The organism is Natronosalvus caseinilyticus (assembly GCF_017357105.1).
Lineage (GTDB): Archaea > Halobacteriota > Halobacteria > Halobacteriales > Natrialbaceae > Natronosalvus > Natronosalvus caseinilyticus.
This window is the reverse complement of record NZ_CP071596.1, coordinates 2,085,081-2,109,584: the sequence shown is the minus strand read 5'-3', so window position 1 is coordinate 2,109,584 and position 24,504 is coordinate 2,085,081. Positions and strand designations below refer to the sequence as shown.

Here is a 24,504-nt window from a genome sequence, read left to right as displayed (position 1 = left end):
GCGCGGTTCGCATCTCCCGAGACACTCACTCGAGACACTCACTCGAGCCCCTCGCTCCCGAGAAACGCGTCGAACGCATTCGTCGGTTCGTCCACATCAGCGGCGGCAGCGTCGCCGTACGTGTAGAAGTAGCCGTTCTCGTCCTCGGCAATTCGGGCCTCGAGGTACGACTGGGCGGCCCGCCGCGAGAGAACGCCCATCTCGACGACGTCGGCGAGGGCGGTCTTCGTGGCGCGAAACCAGGTCCGGACGGTGAGGTCGCGCTCGCCCGGTTCGACGGCGACGAGCGCCCCACGGCCCTGCTCGCGGCCGTCGCCCCACTCGAGCCAGCAGACGCGGTAGGCGCGGATCTCGTACTCGGGTGAAACCAAAATCAGCGCCTCGTATCCGCAGGGATCGAGGTAGTCGGTGAGGACGCTGTCTAGGGCGACGGAGTCCGCGAGGAGGTCGGAGTCGATTCGCCCGCCTGCGAGCGGCGCGTCGACGGAGAGGGACTCGAGGACGCTGAGTTCGTCGCCGCCCCAGTGGCTGTACCGGAGGTCGTAGAGTCGGTCGGGGCGACGGTAGGCGATTAACGCTCTATGCCCCATCGTGCCACCTCGGTCGGTGCCGCTTGATCGGCCGTCGACCGAGACGAGCAGCGACCCGACGGACGGCTCGGATACGCGAACGGGAGTGCATCACCCCTTTTGGCCGCGGACTGGTACTTGAACTCGCGGGTCGTCAGCGGGTGATCGACGATTCGAGGGTCGGCCGACCCGACGTCCCAATGACCCGCCGATCCAGCAATTCGACGAATCAGCGGTCCAACGATCTGATAATCCACCGATCCCACAGCCCGCCGGGCGTAAGGCCAAAACCCTCCCAACCCGTACTCTCGATGAATGGCATACGACGCAGTCGTCTTCGACAACGACGGCGTGTTGACGACCCCGACCAGCTACGAAGCGCTCACGCGAGCGATGACCATCGCGTTCGAACGCCACGGCATCGACGACCCCGCCCAGGACGACCTCGAGACCCTGATCTCCCCGACGATCGACGAACTCGAGGCCGTCACCGACCGGTACGACCTCGAGCCGGAGTCACTCTGGGCCGCCCGCGAACGGGCGGCGATCGAGGTCCAGCACGAGGAACTCCTGAACGGGAACAAGACGCTCTACGACGACGTGTCGACGCTCGAGACGCTCAACGCCCCGATGGCCATCGTGAGCAACAACCAGCACGAGACCATCGAGAACATCGTCGACCACTTCGAACTCGAGGCGTTCGACCCGTACTACGGTCGCGAGCCGACCGTCGACGGCATCAGGCGGAAGAAGCCCACGCCGTACTACCTCGAGCGAGCGATCGACGACCTGGCGTGTGCGAACCCGCTGTACGTTGGTGACAGCTGGGTCGACGTCGCCGTGGCGGAGGCCATCGACATCGACTCGGCGTTCATCCGTCGGTCCCACCGCGAGGACTACGCGTTCGCCGACTTCGGCTACGACGGCGAGCCCACCCACGAGATCACGTCCCTCGAGGCGTTATCGCGGCTCGAGCCGTCGTCCTGACGGCTCGACAGGCTAGTGTTCGCGGTGTGTCGACTCACTACAACCACGTTCAGGCGGTCGCCCGAACCCGCCGCTCCGCTCGATCCCTGAGCGCCCGGTTCATCGCGCGGAAGCCCCGTTCGATCCGGCGTCGGTGAAACAGCACTGGAACCAGCGCTCCTCGAAACGTCTCCCGCTGAAGCAGCCGCGTTCGTCGCCCGCCGTCGATTGGCTCGAGGTGGAACTCGTGGTAGCCGTCGAATGCGAACGGGACTCCCAGCCGGCCGAGCCAGACGAGTCGGCGGTTCGTCTCGACCGTGAGCACCGTCGTCCTGATCGTCCGGGTCCGACCACCCGGTAACTGGACGCGGATCGTCAGTCGCTCCCCCTCGACGGGGAGCCCCTCGACGGAGCGGAGAAACGGGTTCCACTCGGGATAGGCGTCGAACTCGAGGAGGACCTGCCAGACGGTCTCCGGTGGCGCATCGATCGTCTCGAACACCTCGAGTTGTTCCATGCTAGCAGCGAACGTGACGAAAGGCAAAGCGCCTGTCGGTCCTGTGGGTACGTTCACCCGCTCGCCACCTGTCATCCCACCACCCGCCACCCCACCACAACCCCCATTACCGCGCAGTCCCGAGAGCCGAATATGACGCGTTCGTCGCGCACGATTTCGCGCCGATCCTTCGTCCGTAGCGCCGTCGCCATCGGCGGCGCGAGTGCCCTCTCCGCCTGTCTGGATCGGGAGAACGGGAATGCGGACGCTACGCCTCAAGGCGTCGACGCCGACGGCCTCGAGGAACTCCCCGAGCGCCAGCACGCCTGGACGGCCGCCCAGCGGACCGACGAGCACGGCAACCCGCTCGTCCCCGAACACCACGTCGCCCTCCACTTCTCGTACGTCGGCGGCGGTCCGACCGACGAGGAGCGCGAGCAGGTCGAGACGACGTTCGAAACCCTCGAGCGAGCCTACGCCCGAAGCAACGAGGGCTTGCTGTTCACCGTCGGCTACGGCCCCGCCTACTTCGACCGGTTCGACGAGGCCCTGCCAGAGAGCGTCGACCTCCCGGAGCCGAAGGCGCTCGCACCCATCGAGACGCCCGAGTTCGATAGCTACGACGCCATGATCCACCTCGCCAGCGACCACGGGTCGGTCGTGTTAAGCGCCGAGGAAGCGCTCACTGGCGAACTCGAGTCGATCAACGGCGTCGACGTCGAGGCCACGCTCGAGGGCGTCCTCGAGATCGAGGAACGCCGAACCGGGTTCACGGGCACTGGATTACCCGCCGAAAATCAGGACGGCGTTCGCGGGATTCCCGACAGCGAACCCGTCTCCGAGGACGCTCCGATGTTCATGGGCTTCAAATCCGGGTTCAAGAAGAACCAGGCCTCTGAGGACCGCGTGACGATCCAGGAGGGGCCGTTCGCCGAGGGCACCACGACACACCTCTCTCGAATTCGCCTCTCGCTCGACCAGTGGTACGAACAGGACAGTCGAACGATCCGCGAACGAAAGATGTTCTGCCCGGCCCACGCCGACGAGGGGAAAATCGAGGGTCCCGGCGACAACCTCGGCGACTCGAGTCAGCTGGGCGAGTGCCCGTCGCACACGCTTGAGGACGCCCGCGAGTACGGGACCGTGGGCCACTCCCAGAAGTCGGCGCGTGCCCGCGAGAACGACGAACCGATCATCCTTCGCCGGGACTTCAACTCGACGGACGACGACGAGGCGGGACTGCACTTCCTCTCCCACCAGCGTCGCATCGAGGACTTCGTGAAGACGCGCGAGGCGATGAACGGGACCGACGTCGCCGAGCAGTCGGCAATCGGCGCGCGGACGAACAACGGCATCCTCCAGTACATGACCGTTCGGCGCCGGGCGAACTACCTGGTTCCACCACGCCGGCACCGGGCGTTACCCACGCCGCGACCCGAGTAGGGACTTACAGTCGACGACGGTAGCGAAAACCAGACGATCCAGTCTCTCGAGTCACGTCTGCACGTAGTCTCTCGAGACGGCTTCGCTCGCGTCGACTGCGGAACGCCCCGCTCGAGAATATCTGGAGAATGAACTGAGACGGGTCCTCGAAAAAGCCTCGAACGCGAAAACAAACTCAGTCGGGGGTCCGCCCGCCGCCTACATCAGGTAGAACAGCGGGAACAGGAACACCCAGACGATGTCGACGAAGTGCCAGTAGAGCCCGAAGTACTCGACCGGCCGGTGATCCTCGAGGTAGGCGTCGACCGTGGCCACGCGGTAGATCATGAAGCCGGCGACGAGCAGCCCCAGGATCACGTGCAGGGCGTGCAGGCCCGTCGTGACGTAGTAGATCGAGTACTCGAGGCCGCTGAACCAGTAGTCGCCGTGGGAGAACTTCTCGCTCCACTCCCAACCCTTGACGCCCATGAACGTCAGGCCGAGCAGGACCGTCGCGCTCATCGTCGCGAGCAGGCCCTTCTTGTTCCTGCGTTCGGCCATCACCAGCGCCAGGATAACCGTGAAACTCGAGGTCAACAGGATGTAGGTGTTGACGAGTCCGGCCATGGGGATCGCGTCGAACTCCCAGTTAGACCACCCCATGTGGATGCGCATGAACACGAACGCGCCGATGGCCGCGCCGAAGACGACCACGTCCGACGCCAAGAAGAACCAGACGCCGAGTTTCGTGTTGTTGACGCCCTCGAACGGCCAGCGCTCGGCGACGTCCATCACCGGGGGGTTGAACTGCTCCATGCCGAAGTTCCAGAGGGTGTAGCCGAGCATCCCCACGCCGAGTACGATCAGTGCCGGAGAGAGCATGCTCGGGTCCTGTGCGGAGACGTCGGCTCCGTTCGCTGCGGCGAATTCGGCGACGTATGGCGTCAGCCCGGCCAGCCCGAGGAAGAAGACGGCCAGCGAGAGCCCGACGCCGAACGGCCAGATGCTGGCGTGGTCGGCGTGTTCTTCCTCGTGAGTGTGCTGGGTCGTTGCCGGCGTCGCGTGCCCCCGGCCCGTTTCGGGAACGGCGACGGTCCCGCCGTCGGTCGCGGCGCCCGAGTCGTCGTCGACGAACTCGAGGCGACCGCTCGCGTAACTCGGACGACCCGACCAGTTCTCGAGCGGCGGCGGGGACGGAATCGCCCACTCGGCCGTACGGGAGAACTCCCACGGGTTGTCCGGCGCATCCGGGCCGGAGACCAGACTCTTGCCCAGGATGTAGAACATGAGCAGGAACGACGCGCCGAAGATGAACGCGCCGATCGTCGCGAGCTGGTGGTAGATCTCCAGCCCCTCACCGAAGTGGAAGACGCGTCGAGGGGTCTCCCAGGCGAGGAACATCGGGAAGTAGAGCAGGTTGAACCCGAAGAAGTAGATCGCGAAGTGGATCTTCCCGAGGGTCTCGTTGTACATCTTCCCGCTGATCTTCGGCCACCAGTAGTAGATACCGGCGACCAGCGCGGTCACGCCCGAGACCATCACGTAGTGGAAGTGAGCGACGACCCAGTAGGTGCCGCGGAACTCGTAGTCGAGCACGACGGCCCCGAGGAACACTCCGGTGATGCCGCCCAGGATGAACAGCAAGAGCGCACCCAGGCTAAACAGGAACGGCGTGGTGAACCGCACCCGGCCCTTGACCATCGTGTAGATCAGCGCGAAGACCATCAGGTCGAACGGCAACGAGATACCGATCGTGGTGGCCATGAACAGCGTCTTGATCTCGAGGTTGATCGTCGTCAGGAACATGTGGTGCATCCAGACCAGGAAGGACTGCACCGCGACGAGGACCATCGCGATGATGACCCACTTCCGACCGACGAGACGCCGACCACAGAAGGTCTGGAACGTCTCGAACATGATCCCCAGCGCGGGGAAGAAGACGATGTACACTTCGGGGTGGCCGAAGAACCAGAAGACGTGGGCCCAGAGCAGACTCGAGCCCTGGTCCGTCGCGAAGTACTGGGTCAGGAAGATGCGATCGATACCAAGCAACAGCAACGCGGCGAGCAGGGCCGCGAACGCGAACAGCATCATCCAGACCGTCAGGAGCCACGACCAGGTGAACATCGGCATGTTCCACAGGCCGAGGCCTTCCGCGCGCGAGCGGTGGATCGTCGTGAGGAAGTTGACGGTCCCCAGCGTGATCGACATCACGAACAGCATCAACGCGAGGATGGTTGCAGTCCCGCCGGTGGTCGCCTCCACGGCGGGGGTGTACGTCGGCACGTTCAGTGGCGCGTACATCGTCCAGCCGCCCTCGAACGTCCCGCCCTGGAAGAACGAGATCATGAACATCGCCCCCGAGAACAGGTAGAACCAGTAGCTAAGGGCGTTCAGACGGGGGAACGCGAGGTCTTTCGCCCCGATTTGCAGCGGGACGAAGTAGTTCGCGAAGCCCGAGGCGATGGGCGAGAGGAACCAGAACACCATCAATAACCCGTGGGCGGTCACCGCCTGGTTGTAGGAGCTGTCGGTGAGGAGACCGGCACCACCGCTCTGCCAGAGGTGCGCTCGGAACAGGAGCGCCATCAACCCTCCGAAGAGCAAGAAGAACAGGGCCGTCGCCATGTAGAGAATCCCGACGTCCTTATGGTTCGTCGTGACCAGCCATCGCTTGACGGACGTCATCGGTGGGAAGTCATCGGACATCAGTTCTCACCTCCGCTGTCTTCGGATTCGTTTCCGTTTCCGTTTCCGTTTCCATTTTCATCTTCACTGCTGGATTCGTCCTCGCCGTCTCCGCCGTCGGATCCGCCGAGCTGGAGCGATTCTTCGGGACCGTCGACGATCTCGAAGTCGTCCTCCGTGGTCTCGAAGGAGCCGTCGGTCGACTCGACGATCACGGTGTAGGTGTCACCCTGCTCGACGCTGATCTCGAGGGCGCCCTCGTCGTCGAAGTCCTCGCCAGTGTAGGTGCCGACGGTTTCGCCGTCGGGATCCTGGACCGTGACCTCGACGTTCTCGGTGTCGTTCACCGTCTCACCCTCGCTATCCTCGAGAGTTAGCGTGAGCGTGAGCTGATCTTGGACCCACTGATCGTAGTCCTCCTGGCTCATCACGGTGAGCGTGCCCTCCATACTGGAGTGGCCGGGGCCACAAAGTTCGAAGCACTCGATCAGGTACTCGCCTTCCTCGTCGGCCTGGAACCACGTCTGGTCGGACTCGCCCGGAATTGCGTCGGCTTTCACCCGTTGTGAAGTGATGCCGAACGAGTGCCACACGTCGACTGACGTCACATCGACCCAGACTGGTGTCCCCGCGGGGACGACGAGTTCGTTGCTGGACTCGACGCCGTTCTCGTAGTAGAACGACCAGCTAAAGGTCTGGCCTTCCACGTCGACCTCGAGGGCGTCCTCGCCGGGGCCCTCGGGTCCGCTCTCGACGTCGATCAACATGCCGTACGACCAGAGCGTGAGCGAGATGACGATGAGCGCACTCAGGAAAAACGACACGAAGAGCTTCTTCCCGCCGCTCCCACCGGTCGGAAGTTCGCCGAGGGTCGGCAGGTCCTCGTCCGAGTGACGCTCCCCGTCGTCACGGTATTTGTACGCATTGTACAGGATGTACGCTACGACGATGATGCCGACGATCGTCCCTAATCCCAGGAACACGAGGAAGAGCTCCTGGAAGATATCGACACGCGTCATCTGCGTCTGAAGTGGAGTGGAGATTGTGTTCACCTCAATTATACGGGTCTCTTAGTTGGGGGGTCATTGCCGCGTACACTTATCTATTTGGAAACGCCCGACAGCGACCGTGATCGGGCGCCAGCCACGATCGTCGTGGTCGACGTCGAAGTGTCGCGAAACCCCGGTGTATGCCCTTACGTAGATCGATTGACTCGGGTACCTTCTGTCTATCGTTCTCGCGGTCTCATCGTCGGTACAAGGGGCCATTATCGGCACCACATTCGAAGTGCACTCGAGCAATCCTCGATTATCGGACGTGGGCCATCAGTCGGGATCGGGAATCCGATTTCAGCGGTAGCGTTTAGGCCTCTGCCGCCCAAGAAACGGTATGCCAGAAGAGGAACTCTTTACCTTCGAACCGTCGCCGACCGACTCGAGAGCGGCGACGACCTCGTCCTCGAGAGCGGAAGCGAATCGGTCATGATAGAACTGCCGAACCGGCCGACGTTCGAGGTGAAAGCCGAGCGAGAGACGTCGCGATCGGGCGGCCCAGCCGAGTTCAGCGTCGAGTTCGAACTCGAGTGGGACGAAGGTGACGGCGAGAACGGCAGCGGTGACTCGCTCTTGATTTCCTGATCGGTGCACCGGATCGCTTGATCGCTGGACCACTGGACCGCTGGCGCTATATCGCGACGACCCAGATCATCGCATCCTCCGGGCACGCGAACACCTCACGGAGGAGGCTCTCACAGAACTGGGCGATTCGGTTGGGATCGGCCTTCGCGCTCACGCGCACGTTGGTCCCTTCGGCGCCGTCCGGCTGCGTCAACTCGTCGATTTTGAACGCCGGGTACTCAGGGAGGAGGTTTTTCAACCGTTCCAGTTCGGCGTCCGTACAGTCGAGGCTCACGACCCCATCGGCGAACTGGATCCACGGAATTCCCAGGTCGGGGTCCGGCGCATCGTCGCGCTCGAGGACGGCTTCGTCCACTTCGATCGTCAGGAACGGGCTTGCCCGCTCGCGGTGGGCGACGATAGCGTCGACGATCAGGCGTCGCCGTTCCTGTGGGTCGGCAGCCGAGAATCGGGTCATACCCGGACGATTGTGCACCATTCTTTAAGCCTTTATGCGCCGGGGCAGAAGGACGGGGTATGGCACAGCCACGGATTCTCATCCTCGGTGCCCCCGGGGCGGGGAAAGGGACCCAGAGCGCAAAGATCGCTGAGCACTTCGACGTCGAACACATCACCACGGGCGACGCCCTTCGGTCGAACAAGCAGATGGACATCTCCCACCTCGACCTCGAGTACGACACCCCGGCCGAGTACATGGACCAAGGCGAACTCGTCCCCGACGAAGTCGTCAACGCCATCGTCGACGAGGCGCTCTCGTCGGCCGACGGGTTCATCCTCGACGGCTACCCGCGCAACCTCGAGCAGGTCGAGGCACTCGAGGAGATGACCGACCTGGACGTCGTTCTGGCGCTCGACGTAAGCGAGGAGGAACTCGTCCACCGCCTGACGGGCCGACGGATGGACCCCGAGACGGGCGACATCTACCACGTGGAGTACAACCCGCCGGAGGATCCGGAGGTCGAGGAGCGACTCGAGCAGCGCGAGGACGACACCGAGGAGACGGTGCGCGAGCGGCTTCGGGTGTATCATGAGAATACTGAGTCGGTGCTCGAGTATTACGACGAGGAGGGGTCGCTCGAGCGCGTCGACGGCGAGCAGGCGCCCGACGAGGTGTGGGAGGACGTGAAGGCGACGATCGAAGCAAACGCGTAACGGATCGACTCGAGCGGCTATGAGCTTTCTTCTGCAATCTCGACGTTCCAGTGATCGACGGCGATAGCATAGTCGTTCGACCCACCGACGACGGAGTAGTCGGCGTGGACCTCGAACCGTGTGTTAGCCTGGACGACGTCCTCTGCAATCCCGTCGAAAATATCCATGAGGTCCTCCGCGTTGTCTGCGTGTCTATACTCGCCGCCAGTCGTATGGGCAACCTCCCTCAGTAATTCCTCGTCTGCCCCATCTCCAAGCCCGATTGAGTAAATCGTAATGCCCGCATTGGCGGCGTCTTCAGCAGCTGCTATCGTTTGGCGGTCTACAGCGGCTGAATTTCCGTTTCCTACGTCGTTGTACCCGTCACTTAGGAGTACCAGAATACGGTCTGCGTCTCTGTCGTTCGTCTCGAGTTCGTTTAGCCCGGTCTCGAGGCCGGCAGCCATGTTCGTACCGCCTTCGTGGTTGTTTTCGACGCTGGTGTTGACCGACTCGAAGTCAGTCGAAAGGTGATGGCGAAGGATCCCCTCTGTATTGAATTCGACGACCGCCGCACGATCACTCTCTTCGAGCGACTCCGTGGCGTTCAACTGCCCGATGAACGAACGAGTTGCGTCGACGCGAAGGCCATCGGGATCGTATCCTGGGTGAAACCAACCTATTTCGGGGGACCAGTGCGGCCCCATCGAGCCCGATCGATCCAGGACGAACCCGACGTCGATCGGGTTCCTGGTCGTCACGTTCTCGAACTCGAGCGTCCGGTTCTCCTCCGGAATCGGGACGTCGGTCCGAAGTGATCGATCGAAGTGTACCTCCAGGTCAGAACCGCCGTCGGCGTTCCCCGGTCCGCCGATCCCTTCGAACGTCCCGCTCACGATGGCGCCGTAGATGTCGGTCCCGTCCTCGATCTCGAGGGAACCGTCACCCGGCGTGTAGACGACGCCCTGGACTGTGCTCGCGACGGCGACGTCAGTTTCGCTCGTCCCGTACACCCAGAACTGCGACGCCCGATCGTCCGGAACCGTCACGGACTCGAGGTCGATTGCGGAGCCGCTGGCATAGATACTGACCTGTCCCGGGCCGACGACGGTGACGTCCTTGAGAGAGACGTCGCCGTCGACAGCAACGTAGACGTCGCCACTGGTCGTGTCGAATTCGATACCTTCACGAGTGAAGTCGCCGTCTACAGAGTACGCTCCAGCGTCGATGTCGCCGTCCGCGTTCCCCTCGAGTTTCGTCTCGTTTTTGAGCAGTGACATCGTGCGCGCAATCTCGTCGTCGATCGGATCGATGGAGTCGAACCCGTCCGCCAACTTCGCGGTCGGAACGTCGATGCTCGCCGGCGAACGATCCTCCCCGACGTACAACGCGGCCGGTGAGACGTCCGCCTCCGGCTGGATCCGAATGTCGCCGTTCACCACGGGAAACCCGGTTATCTCGGCCTGTTGAATCCAGAGCGTATCGACGTCCGCAACGAACAGATCGTCGGTTACGTTACCCGAATCGGCGTACGATCCCACGCGTCCATCGTAGGAGTCGACGGCGAGAGATTCGTGGGTCCCCAACTGGACCGTCTCGTCCGACACGTAGAGGCCGCCGTAGATCGTGGGGTCGACGCCAAGATAGTCGTCGATGGGCCGATCGACGTCGACCGTGGCGAGCACCGACACCGTCCCCATCGATTCGTCGTGGCAGATGACGTTTTCGTCGCCCGCGTTCTCGAGCGAGCAATCCTCGGCTGCGGCATCTTCCACGTCGGTCGCTTCGAACTCCTCGCTCAGGAAGTCGTACCAGCCGTCGTGGTAGGTCTCGTCGGTAATCTCGAGTTGGACGTACCGGACGAACCCCAGATCAGACACACAATCACTCGTCCCCGTTTCGCTCCGTGTCGCCGTCATCGAGTGCTCACCGACTCCGACGTCGCCCTGCAAATCCGGGACGGAGAACTCGAGGTACTGCGTCCCGCGGTCGTCGGCGACGTACCGAAGGTCTGGTTTCGACTGCATGACGGTTCCGTCGTCGGTGTGTCTCCAGGTTCCTCCCGCCTGTTTGGCGAGTCGCTTCCCGTCGGATTCGTACTCGAGCGTGCCGAGTGTGACTTCGTCGAGCACCGTACACGACTGTCGGAATCGATTGGCTGCAGTCAGCGATGCTGTTCCGGAATCCGTCAGTTGGTAGGTTCCGTCTTCCCCGTCTGGAATCGTGACAGCCGCCGAATCCGAACTCGAGTGCAGCAACGTCGTCAGTTCGTGATCGAACGTGGCGAACGTCTGTCCGGTTCGTTCGTCGCCGAGATCTCCCTCGAGCGCGTCTATCGCGACCATTCCGGTCACCGCAACCAACGCGGCTCCAATGAATACCATTCCAAACAGCAAAACGATGCCAACGAGTGGGGCGTCTCCCCGGTCGGCTGTCCCACCAGCCATATATGCACCAACCATATTGCTGTATTCAAGAAAGACACATTATAAAAAACCACCAGATATTGACGGTGAATACCCCTACCCGAAGGTCCAGGTGGCGGAAATCGGCAGACGGATCGCCGTCCCGACCACTGCCTTCAGAGCGGATAGGGCAGCTTGAAACTCCCGCATGGGCGGATAGGAGACGTTGAAGCGGTGCAGGCGCTGCTACTACATCGACAAACGTCTCATCGCCCGTGAGCCGCCGGTGTTCGAGCGGGCCGACCCCAAACCGTCCACGACCGTCTCGCCACCGAAGATAAACACTTGTATACCGAAGGTGACCTAGCCCAAAACAGATGACGCGCACAGCGGAGAAAATAGGCGCCCTCGTCCGCGAGGATTCGTCGTTCGAGGAGGCACTCGAGGCGATCCGCCGGAAGGCCGACGAGAACGGCGGTGAGGTCGAGTGGGCGGACGTCCGCGACGACCTGTCGAGCGGCCAGTGGGGTCGACTCATCGAGAAGGGGATCCTCGTCGACGGCCAGGACGGGTTCGAGATCGCCGATCGGTCGGCGTTCGACGACGCCCTCGACGGCGACGGTGAGGACGGCGGCCTGGCCGACGACCTTCCCGAGATCGACGCCGAGGAATCGAAGTGGTCGCAGTGGGACAAGATCGCAGGAGTGACCGCGCTGCTCTTTATGGTAGGCTACTGGTTTACCTCCGTCAGAGATGCCGTCGGCGGCGTACTCGACGTCGCCCTCGGGCCGCTGGCGACGAGCATGCCCTTCTACACCGTGATCCTCGCCATCGCGATCATGACGGGCCTGTACTCGACGCTCCTGCAGGCGAACCTGATGAACATGGAGCGGATGGGGAAGTACCAGGAGCGCATGAAGGCCATGCAGGACAAGCGCTCCGAGGTTCAGGATCGCAAGAAAGAAGCCGAGAAGCGGGGCGCGAGCGAAGCCGAAATCGAGAAACTCGACAACGAGCTCCAGCAGGTGCAAGAAGAGCAGATGGAAGCGATGGCCGACAACCTCGGGATGTTCAAAGAGCAGTTCCGCCCGATGGTCTGGATCATGCTCTTTACGATTCCGCTGTTCCTGTGGATGTACTACCGGATCCACGGTACCGGCCCCCAGACCATCGAGCAGACCGTGGTCATGCCGATGGTCGGCGAAGTCGAGTGGCAGGAGGGCGTTATCGGTCCCATGCGCGCGTGGATCGTCTGGTACTTCCTGTGCTCGATGGGGTTCGTCCAGCTGTTACGCAAGGCGCTCAACATCGACATGTCTCCCGACACGAGTTGAGCGAGGCTGTTTTTACGGTTCGACGTCGGAGACACGCACCCGGTTTACCGACGACCCCTCTCGAGCGATTCAAAACCCCTTTGAGGTGGCCCCGCGCACTTCGAGTATGTTACTGACCGTCTCCGGACCGCCGGGCGGAGGAAAGACGACGAACGCGGCGTTGCTGGCCGAGGAGTTCGGCCTCGAGCACGTCAGCGGTGGCGATATATTCCGCCAGCTGGCCGACGAACGCGGCTACACCCCCCTCGAGTTCAACAAACTCGCCGAGGAGAACGACGAAATCGACCGCGACCTCGACCGGCGACTGCGCGAGATCGCCGTCGAGCGCAACGACGTCGTTCTCGAGTCCCGACTGGCCGGCTGGCTCGCGGCCGAGCAGGCCGATCTGAAGTTCTGGCTCGACGCGCCGCTGTCGGTTCGAGGCGAGCGAATCGCCGACCGCGAGGACAAATCCCCGGAGCGAGCGACGGAGGAGACGCGCGCTCGGGAAGCCAGCGAGATCGGACGATACCGTGAGTACTACGGGATCGAGTTCGGCGACCTGAGCATCTACGACCTCTCGATGAACACGTCACGCTGGAGCCCCGAGGCCGTCGCCGATACGCTCGTGACGGCCGTCGAGGCGTACGATCCGGCCGCCGACGAGGGGAAAACGCCCGTCGACGTCGACTACGAGTTCTGATGATTCGTCGCGGTCCCCCCGAGGAACGGTCGCCCGCCGACCTCCTGCAATTCGGCGTCGTCAACCTCGACAAGCCGCCGGGGCCGTCCTCCCACCAGGTCAGCGGCTGGCTGCGCGACGCCGTCGCCGAGACCCTCGAGGCGGCCGGCGAAGAGCCAATCGATCGAGCCTCCCACGCCGGGACGCTCGACCCGAAGGTCACGGGCTGTCTGCCGATCATGCTCGGCCACGCGACCCGGCTGGCGCCGGTGTTCCTCGAGGGCCACAAGGAGTACGTGGCCGTCCTCGAGTGTCACGCCCCGGTCCCACACGACGGCGAGTCCGTCGTCGAAGAGTTCGAGGGGCCGATCTACCAGAAGCCGCCGCGAAAGAGCGCCGTCTCGCGGCGGGTCCGCGTGCGCGAGATTTACGACCTCGAGGTGCTCGAAACGAGCGATCGGCAGGTCCTCCTACGAATTCGTTGTGAGAGCGGCACCTACGTCCGCAAACTCTGTCACGACCTCGGCCTCGCGCTGGGGACTGGCGGACACATGGGCCACCTTCGCCGGACGGCGACGACGCCGTTCGACGACCGAACGCTTCACTCGGCCCGAGACTTCCTCGATGCGCTCGCGTTCTGGCTCGAGGACGACGACCCCGACCCACTCCTGGATGTGGTCGAACCGGCCGAGCGTATTCTCACGGACGTCCCCCGTGTCACCATCGCCTCCAGTGCCGCCGAGTCGGTCGCCACCGGGGCGCCGGTGTACGCGCCGGGCGTGCTCGAGGTCGACGACGGCGCCGTAGATGCCGCGAACCGAGGCGACGCCCCGCTCGTCGCCTGCTACACGCCCGATGGCGCAGCGATCTGTCTCGGTCGACTCGTCGGCGATCCGGAGGCTGAGTCGGGAACCGTGGTCTCGCTCGAGCGCGTGCTCGTGTAGTCCTCACCACGGTAGTCCTCTAGCGGCTCCCTTCAAACCGCAACCCGGCCGTAAACGCCAGTCAGCCCTCGTGTGCGAGCGAGAGTACCGTGGCTTCGCCCGAAACGACCACGTCGTCCTCGACGTGGGCCACCGTTTCGACGCGATAGCGGTCGTCGCCCAGGTCCTCGAGCACTTCAGCAGTCGCAGTAACCGTTTGGTCCGGGTACACCGGCGCCTCGAACGAGAGGTCCTGGGAGAGGTAGACGACGTCGCCGGGGAGGGAAGCGAGGGCGCTCGAGATGAGGCCCGCCGCGAGCATGCCGTGGGCGACGGGGCCGTCGAAGAGGCCCTCCGCGGCGTACTCGGGATCGAGGTGAAGCGGGTTCTCGTCGCCGGTGAGGTCGGCGAAGCGCTCGATGTGGTCGGTCGTGATTCGCTGGCTGACCTCGCTCCGGTCGCCGGGGCTGGCAGTCGACATACGTCTTCTTTCGTCGCGACCCGCGTGTAGTCGCGGGTTGATACTCGAACGTCGGAGTACTTGAGCGCGGACGGAAACTAGACTAGTATGACTCGAGCGACCAACGGCGACGTGGAACTCGCCTACGAGGTCGGCGGACGCCCCGGTGGGGAGCCCGTCGTCTTCGTCGAGGGACTCGGCTACGGCCGGTGGATGTGGCGCTGGCAGCGCGACGCGCTGGCCGACGAGTATCGAACGATCCTGTGGGACAACCGCGGCACAGGCGACTCCGACACCCCGGAGGGACCCTATACGATCGAGGAGATGGCGGGCGACCTCGAGGCCGTGCTCGCCGACGCGGGCGTCGACCGCGCCCACTTGATCGGAGCGAGCATGGGCGGGATGATCGCCCAGCGCTACGCCCTCGAGTACGACCGCGCGGCAACCCTCTCTTTGCTCTGTACCACCCCCGGCGGCCCGGAGGCGGTGCCGGTGCCCGAGGAGACGCAGGCGGCGATATTCGCGGTTCCGGAGGACGGCGACGAGCGCGAGCGGATTCGTCATCGAATGGCCCCCGCAGTTTCGGACACGTTCTTCGAGGAGAACCCCGACGTGACCGAGGACATCGTCGACTGGCGCCTCGAGAGCGACGCGAGCGACGCGGCCAGGAAGGCCCAGGCGGCGGGCGTGGCCGAGTTCGACGTGGCGGACGAGGTGTCGGCGCTCGATGTGCCAGTAGTGATCCTTCACGGGAGCGACGACCGGGTCGTCCCCGTCGAGAACGGCCGTCTGCTCGAGAACCTGATCCCGCACGCCCGACTCGAGGTCTGTGACGGCGGTCATCACCTCTTCTTCGTCGAGCGGTCCGACTGGGTGAACGACCGGGTGTTCGACTTCCTCGATGCGAACCCCATCGGGGCAGATCTCGAGGCCGGGGGCGAATCCACGGCAGAAGCCGCACTCGAGGCCGGTGATCGCGAGTGAACTGGAGCGACGACGACTACGGCTGGGTCGGCGACTGGACCGCCAGGCGGGCGTCGCTCTCGCCCGACCGGACGGCGATCGTCGACGCCACCGACGACGCGCGAGCCACGTACGCGGACCTCGAGTCGCGGGCGAATCGCACGGCTCGACTACTCGAGGATTACGACGTGTGCGAGGGATCCCGGGTCGCCCTCGTCTCGCGAAACCGCCTCGAGGTCTTCGACCTGTTCTTCGGGACCGGCAAGACTGGCGGCGTGCTCGCACCGCTGTCGTACCGACTTGCACCGCCAGAACTGGCCGAACTGCTGGAACTCGTCGACCCGAACCTGCTCGTCATCGAATCGCCGTTCGTCGAGCGCCTCGAGCACGCGATGGCTCGCTCGAGCGTCGATCCATCGGTCCTCGAGTTCGAGACCGACGAACCCGCAGGCGGGTGGGACGTCTATCGAGACCGGCTTCCGGCGGACGACGGCCCCGTCGAGAGCCGCGAACGAGCCCTCTCGGATCCGCACCTGCTGCTCCACACCGGCGGCTCGACGGGAACGCCGAAGGAGACGACGGTCACCCACGGCTCGCTGTACTGGAACTCGACGAACACGATCACCGCGTGGGGACTCCGGCCCGACGACGTGACGCCGATGGTGTTCCCCAACTTCCACACAGGCGGCTGGAACGTCATCACCCTGCCGTTGATCCACATGGGCGGTACCCTGGTCATCGACCGCGAGGTCGATCCCCGGCGCGTCCTCGAGCAGGTCGAAACCCACGAGGCGACGATTCTCGTGGCCGTCCCCGCGGTGTTGCGGTCCATGGCGACCCACGACGACTGGGAGCGGACTGACCTCTCGAGTCTCCGGTTCGTCAAGAGCGGCGGCGGCCCCTGCCGGGATTCGATCGTCAGGGCCTGGCGAGACCGCGGCGTCGACATGTCTCAGGGGTACGGCCTCACCGAGATCGGTCCGAACAACTTCGCGATGCCCGACGAGTACGACCCTGGAAAGGTCGCGAGCGTAGGGAAACCGGTTCTCCACGCCGACGCCCGGATCGTCGACGAAAACGGACGCGAGGTCGAGACCGGAGAGATCGGCGAACTCGAGTTGCGCGGCCCCCACGGCTCTGCGGGCTACTGGCGCAATTCCGAGGCCTCGAGGGAAACGTTCGGGGACGAGGACGACACGAGTAAGTGGGTGTCGACCGGCGACCTCGCCCGCGTGGACGACGACGGCTTCTATCACATCGAGGGGCGCAAGAAGAACATGTTCGTCAGCGGCGGCGAGAACGTCTACCCGCCCGAGGTCGAGGACGTGATTACGGACCACGACGCGGTGGCTGAAGCGATCGTCGTCGGCGTCCCCGACGACCAGTGGGGAACGGTCGGGAAGGCCGTCGTCGAACTGACCGACGAGGCCCGAACGAACACGGCGACCCCCGAGGACTCCCTGGCACTGGAGGACCTCGAGGTGTTCCTCTCGGGGAAACTCGCGCGGTTCAAGATTCCCAAGTACCTCGCGTTCGTCGACGAGATGCCGATGAGCGGCCCGTCGAAGATCGATCGGACGGCGCTCGAGGATCGGTTCGGGGGTGAGGAGGGCGACGGGGGCCGAAGTAAAGGCGACGCGGACGACGAAAGCGAGAGGAGTCCAAACGATGGCGACGGGAAGCGAAACGGGACCGATGACGGAGCGGAGGTCGAACCGTGATTCGCGCTTTGTTCACCCGCTCTCCGTCCCGAAATCGACGGGTAAGGTTATGCCGCTCAACTAACAATACATGTCAATGATCGACCTCACCCTGGACATGGAGCAGTACGACTGCCCGTTCATCGACACGACCGACGATCACGACGTGTCGTTCACCGCCGTTCAGTGGGAGTTCGACGGCCAGCGACGCGAACTCGAGACGCGGATGATGGTCGAGGGTGAGGACCGGTCGGCGCTCGAGTCCGGCCTCTCGACGCTGCAGGCTCACGACAACATGTACGAGTGCACACTCTTCAAGAAACACGAGGGGACGGCGCTCCTGCGAACCGTCATCGACGAGACGAACGCGATGCGGGTCATCCGGGACAACGGCGGCTACATCACCGGTCCGTTCCACATCGAGGACGGTAGCGAGCGCTGGGAGGTCGGCTTCGACGAGAACCGGACGGCCGACGACGCCCTCGCCGACCTCGAGCGCAACAACGAGTTCGACGTCCTCGCCGAAGACGCCCTCGACCTGCCCGACCTCTTCGACGTGCTCGACAACGCCGACGCAGCGAGTAACCTGATCGAGGGCTGTCGGTCGCTCTCGGACGTCGAACGCCAGACGCTCACGGTCGCGGCGGAGAAGGGCTACTTCGACCAGCCCCGGGGAGCGACCCTGCAGATGCTCGCCAACGAGTTCGACGTCTCCGACACGGCCGTCTCGAAGAACGTCCGCCGCGCGGAGCGAAAGATCCTCCGACGGGTCGTCGACGCCCTTGAGGACCTCGATAACAGTGTTTCAGACCTCGAGTAACGGCACTCGCGGATCCAGCGATTAGACGGGAATTTCACATCGTTTTTGAGCACGGACCACTTTCGTTCGAGTATGCACCAGGCACGTATCGTCGGCGTTGGCATGACCAACTTCGGCGTTCACGACCAGCCGTTACCGGAACTCTTCTCGAGCGCGGCGTTCGACGCGATGGACGACGCGGGCGTCGATGCCCCCGCCATCGAGTCGTTCTACCTCGGCAACGCCATGGGCGGGCAGACCGAGCAGGATACCCACCTCGCGCCGACGCTGGCGAGTCACATCGGCCTGGCGGGCATCCCCTGCCAGCGCTACGAGGACGCCTGTGCGACCTCCTCGAACGCGTTCAAGCACGCCGTTCGCGCGGTCGAGGCCGGCCAGCACGACGTCGTCCTCGTCGGCGGGGTCGAACGCTGTACGCCGACGACGGGCCTCGATACGCCCGAGATGACCTCCGTCTTCGCTTCGGCCTCTCACCGCCAGTACGAACAGCCGACCGGGCTCTCCTTCCCCGGCGTCTTCGGCCTGCTGACGACCCGTCACATGCACGAGTACGGCACCACCGAGGAGGACCTCGCCGCCGTCGCGGTCAAGAACCACCGCCACGGAACCTACAACCCGCGCGCGCAATTCGGCTCCGAGACGACGGTCGAGGAGGTCCTCGAGAGTCCGATCGTCGCCTCGCCGTTCCACCTGTTCGACTGCTGTCCGTTCTCCGACGGCGCGGCGGCCGTCGTCGTCGCCAGCGAGGAGGCCGCGGCCGACCTCTCGGGCGAGTCCGTCTCCGTCTCCGGCGTCGGTCACGCCACGGACACGATTCCGCTCGCGGACAAGGCCGACTTCACGGCGACGCAGTCGGCTCGAGACGCCGCGAGCCAGGCCTACGAACAGGCCGGCGTCGGCCCCGACGACATCGACGTGGTCGAACTCCACGACTGCTTTACCGGCGCTGAGGTGCTGGCCATCGAAGCGCTCGGCTTCTTCGAGGACGGCGAGGGCGGCCCGGCCGCCGCGAACGGGGAAACCGCGCTCGACGGTCACATCCCAGTCAACCCGAGCGGCGGCCTCAAAGCGAAGGGGCACCCCATCGGCGCCACCGGGGTCGCACAACTGGTCGAACTCACCGAACATCTCCGCGGAGAGGCCGGCGAGCGCCAGGTCGAGGGCGCCCGTCGCGGGCTCGCACACAACCTGGGTGGCGACGCCGGAACCACCATCGTCTCCATTCTGGAGGTGGACGCATGAGCGACACACTCCCCGACCCCCTGACCCACGCCGAGTGGACCGCGGCGCTCCGCGACCGTCGGCTCCTGGGCCAGCGCTGTGGCGCCTGTGGCAACGAGACGGCGGCGCCGAAGGCCGCCTGCAACGAGTGTGGCTCCCGCGAGATCGAGACGGTCGAACTGCCGACGGAGGGGACCGTGTACACCGTTACGACCATCGCCGTCGCCCCGGCGGCTTTCGAGGGCGGCTATCGCGTCGCGGTGATCGATCTCGGCACGGAAGGGAACGCTCGCGTGACCGCCCGTCTCGAGGCCGACTGTGACGCCGAAATCAGCGACACCGTCGCGTTCTCGGACGTACTCGAGGTCGACGAGCCGGTGCCGGTTTTCGGCTGAACTGACTCCGAGGGCCTGCCTCGAGTTCCGAACGCGCTCGAGTCGCCAGGGATTGGGACCGAGGCCTGGAGACCGAATTGGCGAGACGCGCCGCCGCTCGAGGCGACCAACCGTTCGGCACTTTCGACTTTGCGGACCACTCCGAGGCCGTCAACCTCGAAACGCTGTATGACGTGGCGATGCTGGCCACGGGTAAACAGTCGATACCACTATATCTTTTATATTGTTTTAGTACACATTCTATAGCGAATACACACGTTCGAGACGACCCTCGACGCCTCGAGGTTCGTATACCAACCGTCCCTGCTTAGGAGGGGGAATCCATCTAGTGAGCTAGTATGGCACGAGGTACCAACCGGCGGGACGTGCTCCGGCGAACGGGTGCGCTCGCCGCGCTCGGATCGGCCGGACTGGCAGGGTGTATCGCGGACGAGAACGGAAACGGCAACGGCGGGAACGGTGGCAACGGCGGTAATGGTGGAAACGGCGGGAACGGTGGCAACGGTAACGGAAACGGCGACGGCGACGGCAGCCAGCAGGTCTCCGACGAGACGATCCGCATCGGCGCCCTCCAGCCCGTCTCCGGCGACCTCGAGTACTACGGCCAGATCAGCCTCATGGGCTTTTACTCGGGCATCGCCTACAAGTACGACGTCGACCCCGTCACCGAGATGACGACGGGAACTCACACCCTCGACCCCGACGACGGGCCAACCTTCGAGTTCATCGTCGAGGACACCGGGTTCGTCCCGGACACGGCCCAGGAGGCCGCCGAAAGCCTCGTGCTGGACGAGGAGGTCGACCTCCTCTTTGGCGCCTCGAGTTCCGACTCTGCGCGCCGCATCTCGGCGAACATCCTCGACGAGGCCGGGATTCCGTACATCGCGGGACCGTCCGCTGACGCCGACATCACCGCCTCGAGCGAGCACTGCCACGAGTTGCTCTTCCGGGCGAGCGAACACACGGGGATGGACGCCCGCGCGGGCGGTCGATACGTCGCCCAGCAGGGGGACGTCTCGACGGTCGCCATCTTCGCCGCGGAGGGTGCCTTCGGCGAAGGCGTCGCGAACAACTACACCGAAGTGCTCGAGAACGAGGGCGTCGAGGTACTCGAACCGCGGTTCGTCGAACCGGGCTACAGCGAGTTCGAGGGGCTGTTCGACGAGGCCCTCGACCAGGGCGCTGACGGCGTCGTCGGCGGGTTCACTTTCATCACGCTGCCGGAGTTTCTCCCAACGGCGATGGCGTACGACGAGATCCAGGCCTTCGGCGGGTTCGCGGAACTCGTGACGACCCAGATCACGGGTCAAACCGTCGAGGCGACCCTCGGCGAGGACTTCACGGCCGAGGACATCCAGGAGTCCGGACTCGGCCCCTTCACGACCCGCTACCACTGGAACCAGTACGACAACGAGATCAACGACGCCTTCATCGATATGCACACCGAGGCCTACGGCCTGATGCCCGACCTCTTCAGCGCGGGGACGTTCGTCGGTGGCTCGGCGCTCGTCCAGGCCATCGACGAGACCGGCTCGGTCGACGGCGGCGACATCGCCGACGCGATGCGCGGCATGACGGTGACTGACACGCCGAAGGGCGAGGGCGCGTACACCTTCCAGGAGCACAACAACCAGGCGGCCTCGGCGATGACCGTCGCCTGGCCCGTCCCCACGACCGACGACGTCGCCGAGTACTGGGACGCCGCCGTGATGCCGGGCGAACCGGTCGAGACCATCCCGGCCGACGAGGTCATGATCCCGGCTGACGAGGCTAGCTGTTCGCTGAACTGATCGTCATGGTGCTCCGGACGACCAATTTGACGAAGGAGTTCGGCGGCATCACCGCCGTCGACGGCGTCGACTTCAGCCTCAAGGCCGGCGAACTCTGCTCGGTGATCGGGCCGAACGGGGCCGGAAAGACGACGTTTTTCAACCTGTTGACGGGCGTCCTCGAGCCGACGCAGGGGACGGTCGAGTTCACGCCGAGCGGTAGCGACGGCGCTCGTCGCGCCGCCGACGCTGAATCGACTGCAACCGACACCGGGTCGACGGCAACAACCAGTGACGAGTCCAGACAGTGGGTCGACATCACCGACGCCCCGCCCCACGAGACGGCGCTACTCGGCCTGCACCGGTCCTACCAAATCACGAACGTCTTTCCGACCGTCTCGGTCCTCGAGAACGTCCGCGTGGCCGTCCAGGCCCACCGCGGCAACGACTCCTGGCAGTTCTGGCGCAACGTCGGCGCGTTCGACGACCACTACGCCGAGGCCGAGGCCGTCCTCGAGCGAGTTGGCCTCGCTGCGGAAGCCGACCGGACCGCCCAGAACCTGAGCCACGGCGAGAAGCGCAACCTCGAGATCGCCATTGCACTGGCCGGCGATCCGGACGTCCTGTTGCTCGACGAACCGACCGCGGGCGTCTCGAGCGAGGACGTCGACCAGGTGACGGCGATCATCGAGGACGTCGCCGTCGATCACGCGGTCATGCTTATCGAACACAACATGGATGTCGTCATGGGGATCAGCGACCGCATCGCGGTGCTAAATCGCGGCGAATTGATCGCCGACGGCGAACCCAAGACGGTTCGCGAGAGTGAGGCCGTTCAGCGCGCGTATCTGGGTGGTTACGAGGGCGACGATGACGGCAGCGAGGGGGGCAGCGACGGCGGAGCGTCCCAAACTGACGACGGCAGCGATTCGCCTGCGGGGGTGGTGTCGTGAGCCTGCTCGAACTCGAGGGCGTCCACACGTACTACGGCGAGAGCCACATCCTCCAGGGCGTAGACCTCCACGTCGAGGAAGGAGAAGTCGTGGCCCTAATCGGGCGCAACGGCGTCGGCAAGACGACGACCCTGCGGACGATCCTCCAGTTGACGCCGCCGCAAGAGGGAACGGTTCGCTACGCGGGCGAGGACGTCACCGACCTCCCGACGCACGAGGTCGCCTCTCGCGGCATCGGCTGGGTGCCCGAGGAGCGACGGATGTTCGGCTACCTCAGCGTAGAGGAGAACCTGCGGGTCGCGGTCGGCCCAGAGGGCGATTTCGAAGCACTCCGCGCGGAGATGTTCGACCTGTTCCCGGACCTCGAGCGCTTCCGCGAGAAGGAAGCCCGGAACCTGAGCGGCGGCCAACAGCAGATGCTGGCTATCGCCAGGGGCATCGTCGGTGGGAACGACCTCCTCCTGGTCGACGAGCCGAGCGAGGGACTGGCCCCGCTGATCGTCGAGCAGGTCGTCGAGGCCCTGCGCGACGTCTCCGCGGACACTACGATGGTGCTGGTCGAGCAGAACTTCCCGCTGGCGATGGACCTCGCCGACCGGTTCTACCTGCTCGATCACGGTACGGTCGTCGAGTCGGGGTCGACCGAGAACGCCACCGCCGACGACGAACAGATACGGAGGTATCTCTCGGCATGATCGATTCGTTCGGCACGATCAGTTCGTTCTCGTCTCTCCCTCTCGCGAACGCACTGTTCGTCTCGCTCCTGGCGATGCTCGAGGCCGGAACCGGCCCCGTCATTGTCGGACTGTTCGAGGCCACAGCTGGAATCGGCGTCGTCGGACTGCTCGAGTCCTCGTTCGGGTTCGAGTGGGTCGGAGCGTTCGCCGCTGTCGCATCTGTCGCCCCGCTCGAGGGGCTCGACACCGTCGCCCGCATCCTCATCGAGGGCCTCGGTAAGGCGTCCATCTACTTCATCATCGCCATCGGCCTCACCCTCGTCTTCGGGCTGATGGGCGTGCTCAACTTCGCTCACGGCGCGTTCGCGATGGTCGGCTCCTACGTCGGCGGCGTTCTGATGGTCCTGCTCGTCGCCTCGAGCGCCGGCGCGGCCGCCCGAATCGTCTTCTTCGTCGTCGTCGTGGCTATCGTCTTCGCGTTGTTGACAGCCGTCGGCGCCACCCTCGAGGTTGGCCTCGTTCGCCCGATTTACGACCGCACGCCGATGTACCAGATCCTGCTGACCTTCGGCGTCGGACTCATCCTCGAAGAGGTCGCCAGAATCGTCGCCACCGCTCGCGGTATCCAGCCCGAGCCGAAGTGGTCCGGAGCGCAGGCGACGATTCCGTCGGCCCTCGACGCGCCGTCGGAGATCCTGCTGACGCTCTTTGGCGCCCGTATCCGCGGATTCTACCTGTTCGCCATCGTCGCCGGCGCGATCCTGGCCGTCGTCGTCTGGGCGTTCCTGACCAGGACGCTGTACGGTCTCTACATCCGGGCCGGCAGCGAGGACTCGGAGATGGTCGAGGCCCTCGGGATCGACGTCCGTCGGGCGTTCACCATCGTCTTCGGCCTCGGGACCGGCCTGGCAGCCGTCGGCGGCGTCTTCCTCATGTGGGACCCGACCGCCGGCCCGAGCGTACTGCTCAACCTCGAGGTCCTGCTGTACGCGTTCGTGGTCGTCGTCATCGGCGGACTTGGCTCGTTCAAGGGGACGGTCGTCGCCGCCCTTGTCGTCGGGCTGGCGGACTCACTGACGACGTGGCTGTTCACCTCCGGGACCGTACCCTTCCCGGGCCTCTCCGAAGTCACGTTGTTCACGTTACTCGTGATCGCTCTCGTAATCCGCCCGCAGGGACTGTACGGCGTCGAGGAGGTGGGCGGCCATTAGCTCCTCGTCCGACCTCGAGACCGAGGCCACCGAAGAACGCGACGAGGGGTTAAACCGAGAGCGCGATACGCCGCCTCGAGGTGACAGTCGCGCCGGTAGCGAC

Annotated in this window: 23 protein-coding genes; 16 read left to right on the top strand and 7 right to left on the bottom strand. The window is 64.6% G+C overall.

What is annotated here, in order from left to right:
* Positions 1-38 precede the first annotated feature (38 nt).
* Positions 39-590 carry a DUF6735 family protein gene (locus tag J1N60_RS10275; RefSeq protein WP_312907162.1) on the bottom strand — a complete coding sequence of 184 codons (552 nt, stop codon included), beginning with the start codon at positions 588-590 and terminating at the stop codon, positions 39-41.
* 294 nt (positions 591-884) lie between these two features.
* On the opposite strand from J1N60_RS10275, the gene J1N60_RS10270 reads away from it, so the two are divergent.
* Positions 885-1,556: an HAD family hydrolase gene (locus J1N60_RS10270; protein ID WP_312907160.1), complete on the top strand. Its 672-nt coding sequence runs from the start codon at positions 885-887 to the stop codon at positions 1,554-1,556.
* Positions 1,557-1,605: 49 nt separating this feature from the next.
* On the opposite strand, the gene J1N60_RS10265 is transcribed toward J1N60_RS10270, so the two are convergent.
* Positions 1,606-2,052, bottom strand: coding sequence for an SRPBCC domain-containing protein (locus J1N60_RS10265; RefSeq protein ID WP_312907158.1), 447 nt, complete (start codon positions 2,050-2,052; stop codon positions 1,606-1,608).
* Between the two features lie 132 nt (positions 2,053-2,184).
* Here J1N60_RS10265 and J1N60_RS10260 point away from each other — a divergent pair, with 132 nt between their 5' ends.
* Entirely contained in the window at positions 2,185-3,474 is a 1,290-nt protein-coding gene (locus J1N60_RS10260; protein WP_312907156.1) for a DUF7405 family protein, read from the top strand.
* A gap of 198 nt (positions 3,475-3,672) precedes the next feature.
* On the opposite strand, the gene J1N60_RS10255 is transcribed toward J1N60_RS10260, so the two are convergent.
* Both J1N60_RS10255 and coxB read right to left on the bottom strand, forming a co-directional pair.
* A complete protein-coding gene (locus J1N60_RS10255; protein ID WP_312907154.1) occupies positions 3,673-6,162 on the bottom strand; it encodes a cbb3-type cytochrome c oxidase subunit I in 2,490 nt (829 codons plus the stop codon).
* Entirely contained in the window at positions 6,162-7,160 is a 999-nt protein-coding gene (gene coxB, locus J1N60_RS10250; protein WP_312907152.1) for a cytochrome c oxidase subunit II, read from the bottom strand. The genes J1N60_RS10255 and coxB overlap by 1 nt, the downstream gene beginning before the upstream one ends.
* Before the next feature lie 351 nt (positions 7,161-7,511).
* Between coxB and J1N60_RS10245 the strand changes: the two genes are divergently transcribed.
* On the top strand, positions 7,512-7,778 hold the full coding sequence (locus tag J1N60_RS10245) for an amphi-Trp domain-containing protein (RefSeq protein ID WP_312912576.1): 267 nt from the start codon (positions 7,512-7,514) through the stop codon (positions 7,776-7,778).
* Between the two features lie 46 nt (positions 7,779-7,824).
* On the opposite strand, the gene J1N60_RS10240 is transcribed toward J1N60_RS10245, so the two are convergent.
* Complete coding sequence (locus tag J1N60_RS10240) at positions 7,825-8,235, bottom strand: DUF7975 family protein (RefSeq protein WP_312907150.1); 411 nt, start codon at positions 8,233-8,235, stop codon at positions 7,825-7,827.
* Between the two features lie 59 nt (positions 8,236-8,294).
* Here J1N60_RS10240 and J1N60_RS10235 point away from each other — a divergent pair, with 59 nt between their 5' ends.
* Complete coding sequence (locus tag J1N60_RS10235; RefSeq protein ID WP_312907148.1) at positions 8,295-8,930, top strand: adenylate kinase; 636 nt, start codon at positions 8,295-8,297, stop codon at positions 8,928-8,930.
* Positions 8,931-8,947: 17 nt separating this feature from the next.
* Here the strand turns inward: J1N60_RS10235 and J1N60_RS10230 are convergent, their stop codons facing one another.
* Entirely contained in the window at positions 8,948-11,293 is a 2,346-nt protein-coding gene (locus tag J1N60_RS10230; protein ID WP_425499284.1) for a vWA domain-containing protein, read from the bottom strand.
* Positions 11,294-11,691: 398 nt separating this feature from the next.
* Between J1N60_RS10230 and J1N60_RS10225 the strand changes: the two genes are divergently transcribed.
* The 3 genes from J1N60_RS10225 to J1N60_RS10215 all read left to right on the top strand — a co-directional run bounded on the left by J1N60_RS10225 (position 11,692) and on the right by J1N60_RS10215 (position 14,253).
* Positions 11,692-12,648 (top strand): DUF106 domain-containing protein, encoded by a 957-nt coding sequence (locus tag J1N60_RS10225; RefSeq protein WP_312907144.1) that lies wholly within the window; start codon positions 11,692-11,694, stop codon positions 12,646-12,648.
* Positions 12,649-12,754: 106 nt separating this feature from the next.
* A complete protein-coding gene (cmk, locus tag J1N60_RS10220; RefSeq protein ID WP_312907142.1) occupies positions 12,755-13,330 on the top strand; it encodes a (d)CMP kinase in 576 nt (191 codons plus the stop codon).
* Complete coding sequence (locus J1N60_RS10215) at positions 13,330-14,253, top strand: RNA-guided pseudouridylation complex pseudouridine synthase subunit Cbf5 (RefSeq protein WP_312907140.1); 924 nt, start codon at positions 13,330-13,332, stop codon at positions 14,251-14,253. Before cmk ends, J1N60_RS10215 begins: the two co-directional genes overlap by 1 nt.
* 61 nt (positions 14,254-14,314) lie before the next feature.
* On the opposite strand, the gene J1N60_RS10210 is transcribed toward J1N60_RS10215, so the two are convergent.
* Positions 14,315-14,713, bottom strand: a complete 399-nt coding sequence (locus J1N60_RS10210; RefSeq protein WP_312907138.1) for a MaoC family dehydratase — start codon at positions 14,711-14,713, stop codon at positions 14,315-14,317.
* Between the two features lie 87 nt (positions 14,714-14,800).
* Between J1N60_RS10210 and J1N60_RS10205 the strand changes: the two genes are divergently transcribed.
* The 9 genes from J1N60_RS10205 (at position 14,801) to J1N60_RS10165 (ending at position 24,401) form a co-directional block, all read left to right on the top strand.
* Complete coding sequence (locus tag J1N60_RS10205) at positions 14,801-15,676, top strand: alpha/beta fold hydrolase (protein ID WP_312907137.1); 876 nt, start codon at positions 14,801-14,803, stop codon at positions 15,674-15,676.
* Positions 15,673-17,376 carry an AMP-binding protein gene (locus J1N60_RS10200; RefSeq protein WP_312907135.1) on the top strand — a complete coding sequence of 568 codons (1,704 nt, stop codon included), beginning with the start codon at positions 15,673-15,675 and terminating at the stop codon, positions 17,374-17,376. The genes J1N60_RS10205 and J1N60_RS10200 overlap by 4 nt, the downstream gene beginning before the upstream one ends.
* A gap of 76 nt (positions 17,377-17,452) precedes the next feature.
* Positions 17,453-18,175 carry a helix-turn-helix domain-containing protein gene (locus J1N60_RS10195; RefSeq protein ID WP_312907133.1) on the top strand — a complete coding sequence of 241 codons (723 nt, stop codon included), beginning with the start codon at positions 17,453-17,455 and terminating at the stop codon, positions 18,173-18,175.
* A 72-nt stretch (positions 18,176-18,247) separates the two neighbouring features.
* Entirely contained in the window at positions 18,248-19,417 is a 1,170-nt protein-coding gene (locus J1N60_RS10190; RefSeq protein ID WP_312907132.1) for a thiolase domain-containing protein, read from the top strand.
* The gene (locus J1N60_RS10185; protein ID WP_312907130.1) at positions 19,414-19,791 is read left to right on the top strand and encodes a Zn-ribbon domain-containing OB-fold protein; all 378 of its coding nucleotides are present in this window, start codon (positions 19,414-19,416) and stop codon (positions 19,789-19,791) included. The genes J1N60_RS10190 and J1N60_RS10185 overlap by 4 nt, the downstream gene beginning before the upstream one ends.
* Positions 19,792-20,129: 338 nt before the next feature.
* Positions 20,130-21,581: an ABC transporter substrate-binding protein gene (locus J1N60_RS10180; RefSeq protein WP_312907128.1), complete on the top strand. Its 1,452-nt coding sequence runs from the start codon at positions 20,130-20,132 to the stop codon at positions 21,579-21,581.
* Between the two features lie 5 nt (positions 21,582-21,586).
* Positions 21,587-22,513 carry an ABC transporter ATP-binding protein gene (locus J1N60_RS10175; protein WP_312907126.1) on the top strand — a complete coding sequence of 309 codons (927 nt, stop codon included), beginning with the start codon at positions 21,587-21,589 and terminating at the stop codon, positions 22,511-22,513.
* Complete coding sequence (locus J1N60_RS10170) at positions 22,510-23,208, top strand: ABC transporter ATP-binding protein (RefSeq protein WP_312907124.1); 699 nt, start codon at positions 22,510-22,512, stop codon at positions 23,206-23,208. The genes J1N60_RS10175 and J1N60_RS10170 overlap by 4 nt, the downstream gene beginning before the upstream one ends.
* Positions 23,205-24,401, top strand: a complete 1,197-nt coding sequence (locus J1N60_RS10165; protein ID WP_312907123.1) for a branched-chain amino acid ABC transporter permease — start codon at positions 23,205-23,207, stop codon at positions 24,399-24,401. Before J1N60_RS10170 ends, J1N60_RS10165 begins: the two co-directional genes overlap by 4 nt.
* The last annotated feature ends 103 nt before the right edge of the window (positions 24,402-24,504 follow it).

Coding starts and splice junctions, on each gene's coding strand:
- J1N60_RS10275 (WP_312907162.1), bottom strand. CDS start 590: ATGGGGCATAGAGCGTTAATCGCCTACCGTCGCCCCGACCGACTCTAC.
- J1N60_RS10255 (WP_312907154.1), bottom strand. CDS start 6,162: ATGTCCGATGACTTCCCACCGATGACGTCCGTCAAGCGATGGCTGGTC.
- J1N60_RS10260 (WP_312907156.1), top strand. CDS start 2,185: ATGACGCGTTCGTCGCGCACGATTTCGCGCCGATCCTTCGTCCGTAGC.
- J1N60_RS10215 (WP_312907140.1), top strand. CDS start 13,330: ATGATTCGTCGCGGTCCCCCCGAGGAACGGTCGCCCGCCGACCTCCTG.
- J1N60_RS10205 (WP_312907137.1), top strand. CDS start 14,801: ATGACTCGAGCGACCAACGGCGACGTGGAACTCGCCTACGAGGTCGGC.
- J1N60_RS10175 (WP_312907126.1), top strand. CDS start 21,587: ATGGTGCTCCGGACGACCAATTTGACGAAGGAGTTCGGCGGCATCACC.
- J1N60_RS10190 (WP_312907132.1), top strand. CDS start 18,248: ATGCACCAGGCACGTATCGTCGGCGTTGGCATGACCAACTTCGGCGTT.
- J1N60_RS10165 (WP_312907123.1), top strand. CDS start 23,205: ATGATCGATTCGTTCGGCACGATCAGTTCGTTCTCGTCTCTCCCTCTC.
- J1N60_RS10265 (WP_312907158.1), bottom strand. CDS start 2,052: ATGGAACAACTCGAGGTGTTCGAGACGATCGATGCGCCACCGGAGACC.
- J1N60_RS10270 (WP_312907160.1), top strand. CDS start 885: ATGGCATACGACGCAGTCGTCTTCGACAACGACGGCGTGTTGACGACC.
- J1N60_RS10180 (WP_312907128.1), top strand. CDS start 20,130: ATGGCACGAGGTACCAACCGGCGGGACGTGCTCCGGCGAACGGGTGCG.
- J1N60_RS10235 (WP_312907148.1), top strand. CDS start 8,295: ATGGCACAGCCACGGATTCTCATCCTCGGTGCCCCCGGGGCGGGGAAA.
- J1N60_RS10195 (WP_312907133.1), top strand. CDS start 17,453: ATGATCGACCTCACCCTGGACATGGAGCAGTACGACTGCCCGTTCATC.
- J1N60_RS10185 (WP_312907130.1), top strand. CDS start 19,414: ATGAGCGACACACTCCCCGACCCCCTGACCCACGCCGAGTGGACCGCG.
- J1N60_RS10240 (WP_312907150.1), bottom strand. CDS start 8,235: ATGACCCGATTCTCGGCTGCCGACCCACAGGAACGGCGACGCCTGATC.
- cmk (WP_312907142.1), top strand. CDS start 12,755: ATGTTACTGACCGTCTCCGGACCGCCGGGCGGAGGAAAGACGACGAAC.
- coxB (WP_312907152.1), bottom strand. CDS start 7,160: ATGACGCGTGTCGATATCTTCCAGGAGCTCTTCCTCGTGTTCCTGGGA.
- J1N60_RS10230 (WP_425499284.1), bottom strand. CDS start 11,293: ATGGTATTCATTGGAGCCGCGTTGGTTGCGGTGACCGGAATGGTCGCG.
- J1N60_RS10225 (WP_312907144.1), top strand. CDS start 11,692: ATGACGCGCACAGCGGAGAAAATAGGCGCCCTCGTCCGCGAGGATTCG.
- J1N60_RS10210 (WP_312907138.1), bottom strand. CDS start 14,713: ATGTCGACTGCCAGCCCCGGCGACCGGAGCGAGGTCAGCCAGCGAATC.